7 protein-coding genes and 1 pseudogene are annotated in these 3,777 nt (G+C 36.1%); 4 read left to right on the top strand and 4 right to left on the bottom strand.

Features of this window, described 5'->3' with window-relative positions; all coding sequences use genetic code 11:
• Nucleotides 1-259 precede the first annotated feature (259 nt).
• Together GFJ36_RS25945 and GFJ36_RS25950 are read left to right on the top strand one after the other, a co-directional pair.
• Nucleotides 260-700, top strand: a complete 441-nt coding sequence (locus GFJ36_RS25945) for a Dps family protein (RefSeq protein ID WP_001041898.1) — start codon at nt 260-262, stop codon at nt 698-700.
• A gap of 433 nt (nt 701-1,133) precedes the next feature.
• Entirely contained in the window at nt 1,134-1,331 is a 198-nt protein-coding gene (locus GFJ36_RS25950; protein ID WP_000656312.1) for a hypothetical protein, read from the top strand.
• A gap of 17 nt (nt 1,332-1,348) precedes the next feature.
• Here GFJ36_RS25950 and GFJ36_RS25955 read toward each other — a convergent pair whose 3' ends face one another.
• Nucleotides 1,349-1,630 (bottom strand): hypothetical protein, encoded by a 282-nt coding sequence (locus GFJ36_RS25955; RefSeq protein ID WP_097889585.1) that lies wholly within the window; start codon nt 1,628-1,630, stop codon nt 1,349-1,351.
• Nucleotides 1,631-1,748: 118 nt separating this feature from the next.
• Nucleotides 1,749-2,327: an LOG family protein gene (locus GFJ36_RS25960; RefSeq protein ID WP_097889584.1), complete on the bottom strand. Its 579-nt coding sequence runs from the start codon at nt 2,325-2,327 to the stop codon at nt 1,749-1,751.
• A 73-nt stretch (nt 2,328-2,400) separates the two neighbouring features.
• On the opposite strand from GFJ36_RS25960, the gene GFJ36_RS25965 reads away from it, so the two are divergent.
• Both GFJ36_RS25965 and GFJ36_RS25970 read left to right on the top strand, forming a co-directional pair.
• On the top strand, nt 2,401-2,724 hold the full coding sequence (locus GFJ36_RS25965; protein ID WP_000355764.1) for a MazG nucleotide pyrophosphohydrolase domain-containing protein: 324 nt from the start codon (nt 2,401-2,403) through the stop codon (nt 2,722-2,724).
• A gap of 53 nt (nt 2,725-2,777) precedes the next feature.
• Nucleotides 2,778-3,284, top strand: coding sequence for a ferritin (locus tag GFJ36_RS25970; protein ID WP_048542408.1), 507 nt, complete (start codon nt 2,778-2,780; stop codon nt 3,282-3,284).
• Nucleotides 3,285-3,309: 25 nt separating this feature from the next.
• Here the strand turns inward: GFJ36_RS25970 and GFJ36_RS25975 are convergent, their stop codons facing one another.
• On the bottom strand, nt 3,310-3,543 hold the full coding sequence (locus GFJ36_RS25975) for a hypothetical protein (protein ID WP_088080821.1): 234 nt from the start codon (nt 3,541-3,543) through the stop codon (nt 3,310-3,312).
• A gap of 92 nt (nt 3,544-3,635) precedes the next feature.
• Nucleotides 3,636-3,777: pseudogene (locus tag GFJ36_RS25980) on the bottom strand (NupC/NupG family nucleoside CNT transporter); the annotation flags it as partial.

The following is a 3,777-nucleotide window of genomic DNA, read 5'->3' on the forward strand; positions in this document are numbered from 1 at the left end:
AGGAAGGCGCGAAATGACCGACTGTTCTAGTCACCGGAGCTGGACATCATTTAAAGCAAAAGCGGCTCGTTTAGAACAAGAGCTATATATCAAACAAAATCCCTATTACTTCACCGTAATAGGGATTTTTATTTATAACAGTTCATAATTTGTACAAATTAATTCCAGCAAAAGGGTTGATTTATACGAATTACTAGATTATAATAATTATAAATTAGTAATTGATATAACATAACAACTCAAAAGGAGATTGATCATAATGAACAAACAAGTAATCGAAGTATTAAACAAACAAGTAGCAGACTGGAGCGTTTTATTCACAAAATTACACAACTTCCATTGGTACGTAAAAGGACCTCAATTCTTCACATTACACGAGAAATTCGAAGAACTTTACACAGAATCAGCTACTCACATCGACGAAATTGCAGAACGCATTTTAGCAATTGGCGGCAAACCAGTAGCAACAATGAAAGAATACTTAGAACTATCTTCTATTCAAGAAGCAGCATACGGCGAAACTGCAGAAGGAATGGTTGAATCAATCATGAAAGACTACGAAATGATGCTAGTCGAACTGAAAAAAGGCATGGAAATCGCTCAAAACTCTGATGACGAAATGACATCTGACCTACTACTAGGCATCTACACAGAACTAGAAAAACACGCTTGGATGCTACGTGCGTTCTTGAATCAATAATATATTTAAAAGCGGAAGCGGCTCGTTCAGAACAGGAGGGTGTTGGAACTCCTGATTACGAGGCGCTTTTTGCCTCGAATGAAGGAGTGAAACAACCGACTGTTCTAGCCGCTGGAGCTGGATATCACTAAAAGCGGAAGCGGCTCGTTCAGAGTCGCTTTTTTGTATGGGGTTAATCGCGCATATCAGTACATGAAATTTATATCCGCGATTTTTGCATTATATCGGCGATTCTATTAAATATATCAGCGATTTTTCCAATATATCGACTTACCGACAAAACAAGACAATATTAGCACCCCTCTCCTCTACTTTTATCAATATATTACAATCCCTTTTATGTTAAAATATAGGTAACATCCTTTAGTAAAATAGATCCAAAAAAGCTTTTCCATATTCATCATTTACTACTTAAATGGCGGGAGTGGTTCAGTTGAAAGACTACTTAATTAGAGCATTTTTTGCGTTAATAACAGTTGGGATTCTCTTACTTATAGCTAATATTTTCAATATACGTGTCGAGGTTAAAGACTATGCTTTCCTCGTTGTTGTAGCAATTGGTGGCGGCTGGGGTGGCTGGTACCTGTATAAAAAACAAAGTAATCAAAATGATAAAGGCATTCCAAAGTAATACGGAATGCCTTCTTTTTATTGCCGTCTATAATAAATAATAAAATTCAAACCGCTAATACAACCAATCGCAATAAACATATTAGAACTATGCACATCTCCGGCTAGATTATACTCATCAACGATAAAGCCAATCATAAAGAGTGTTATCGCCGAAACACCAATACACAATATTGAAATAAACCAAAGCGAAAATTCATTAATTAGCTCTTTCTTCTGTGCTGAAACAATTAGCATAACAAGAATAGATGCTGCTAATATACTTTTAAAAACAGGACGTAAATACACAAACTCCTCCATCTATTTCTCCTTTTCTAAAAACATTATATATTAATATTAATATATTTAACAAAATTAAAAACACATGCCATTTCAAAGTAAAATAACATGTGTTTCCAAAAATATCTATAAAATTGTATTATGATAGCTGCTTCCACTTCGTTCCTAAAACTGGACGCTCATAATTTTGGATTGCATGAATTAGTTTATCTGCCGTCTCAGCTGAAACGATCAACTCTTTATTTGATGGATTCATAAATCCTTCTTCTGCTGCACGTTCAACCATTTGCAAAATTGGTCCATAAAAGCCTTTTATGTTCAATAAACCAACCGGCTTATTATGTATACCAATTTGTGACCAACATACTACTTCAAATAGCTCTTCAAACGTTCCGTATCCGCCTGGTAATGCAATAAAAGCATCCGCAAGCTCTGCCATTTTCGCTTTGCGCTCGTGCATCGTTTCTACTTCAATTAATTCTGTTAGCCCTGTATGAACAATTTCTCCTCGGAATAGACCGCGCGGCATAACACCTGTTACACGTCCGCCTAAGCGAAGAACTTCGTTTGCCACTTCTCCCATTAATCCAACGCAAGAACCACCGTATACAAGCTCATAATCGTTCTCAATAAACATTTTCCCTAACGCTATTGCCTGCTCTTTAAATTCAGATCTCTCCCCTAAGTTGGAACCTGCAAACACACAAATCTTTCTCATTCCTACACCCCGAAACTATATATTGTTATGTTACAATGAACATTGTACAACATATTGAAGGGATGAGGAAGAAATGGATATCGTCGCATTTCAAAGATGGGTGGAGGAATTTTACGAAAAACGAAGCTGGTCACAGTATAATTCCTTTATTCGCTTAAATTTCTTAACAGAGGAAGTTGGAGAAGTTTCACGCGTTGTTCGTGCAATCGAAATTGGCCGTGATCGTCCTGACGAAAAAGTGAAAACAGAAGAAGAACTAAAACAAGAGTTAAAAGAAGAACTTGGTGATGTACTATCTAATCTTATTATTCTTTCACAAAAATATGATTTAGATTTACAAGACATTATGGAGGCTCACGTCACAAAGCTTTCGAAAAGGTTCGAAGTATCTAAATGAGAATATTATCAATTATGGTATAATATTCTTGTCACAATATTAAGGGGGATTTTATGTTATCTAAAAAATTGCACGACGCATTAAACGATCAAATGAACTTTGAATTTTACTCTGCCCACGCCTATATGGCAATGGCTGCTTACTGTACAGCTGAGAGCTATGATGGATTCGCTAACTTTTTCCTTGTACAAGCTGAAGAAGAACGTTTCCACGCAATGAAGCTTTACAACTACATTAATGACCGCGGTGAGCGCGCTATTATTACTGGATTTGATAATCCAAATAACGTATATGAATCTGTACTGAACGCTTTTGAAGTAGCACTTGAGCACGAGCGTGAAGTAACGAAGCGTATTTACAACTTATCTGATATCGCTTGGGATGAGCGTGAGCATGCAACAATTACATTCTTAAAATGGTTCGTCGATGAGCAAGTAGAAGAAGAATCTTCATTCGATAGCATCATCCAAAAATTAAAACGTATTACAAGCGATTCAAACGCATTATTTATGCTAGACGCTGAATTAGAGAAACGTACATTTACGCCTCCAGCTGAATAGTATTTCAATCACCTTAATGAATGTATTAAGGTGATTTTTTTATTTCTTCTCTAAGCTGAATAACCCTCGCCAAATCCTTCTTATAAAGCCCTGAAACCTTTTCAACAAAGTCACTATTAGTAAAAGTCCCATTTCCTTCTTCTACCATGTTTAAATACCCATGTATGAATTTCAAAAAAGTTCTAGCATCTTCTCCAGTTAATTGATCAATATTCTCTATAATTTCATCAAACTCCCTTAAATTATCCGCTTCTTTCACCCTAATCCCCCCTCTCTATATTATTTATCATACCAAAATAAAAAAGTCGTTCATCCCTCTAGGCGAGAGATAAACGACTTCGTTTGTTTTTATTAAAGCATAACCCCAACGATAATCGCTGATAATATACTTACTAACGTTGCACCGTATACAAGTTTTAATCCGAATGAAGATACAACGTTTGCTTGTTTGCCATCGATACTCTTCGTTGCACCTGCGATAATTCCGATTGAT

Origin of the sequence: Bacillus sp. EE-W1, from assembly GCF_009760835.1 — a bacterium.
Taxonomy (GTDB): domain Bacteria; phylum Bacillota; class Bacilli; order Bacillales; family Bacillaceae_G; genus Bacillus_A; species Bacillus_A wiedmannii.

Excerpts from the sequence above, each read along its gene's own strand:
- GFJ36_RS25945 (WP_001041898.1), top strand. The coding sequence starts at position 260 with ATGAACAAACAAGTAATCGAAGTATTAAACAAACAAGTAGCAGACTGG.
- GFJ36_RS25955 (WP_097889585.1), bottom strand. The coding sequence starts at position 1,630 with ATGGAGGAGTTTGTGTATTTACGTCCTGTTTTTAAAAGTATATTAGCA.
- GFJ36_RS25960 (WP_097889584.1), bottom strand. The coding sequence starts at position 2,327 with ATGAGAAAGATTTGTGTGTTTGCAGGTTCCAACTTAGGGGAGAGATCT.
- GFJ36_RS25965 (WP_000355764.1), top strand. The coding sequence starts at position 2,401 with ATGGATATCGTCGCATTTCAAAGATGGGTGGAGGAATTTTACGAAAAA.
- GFJ36_RS25970 (WP_048542408.1), top strand. The coding sequence starts at position 2,778 with ATGTTATCTAAAAAATTGCACGACGCATTAAACGATCAAATGAACTTT.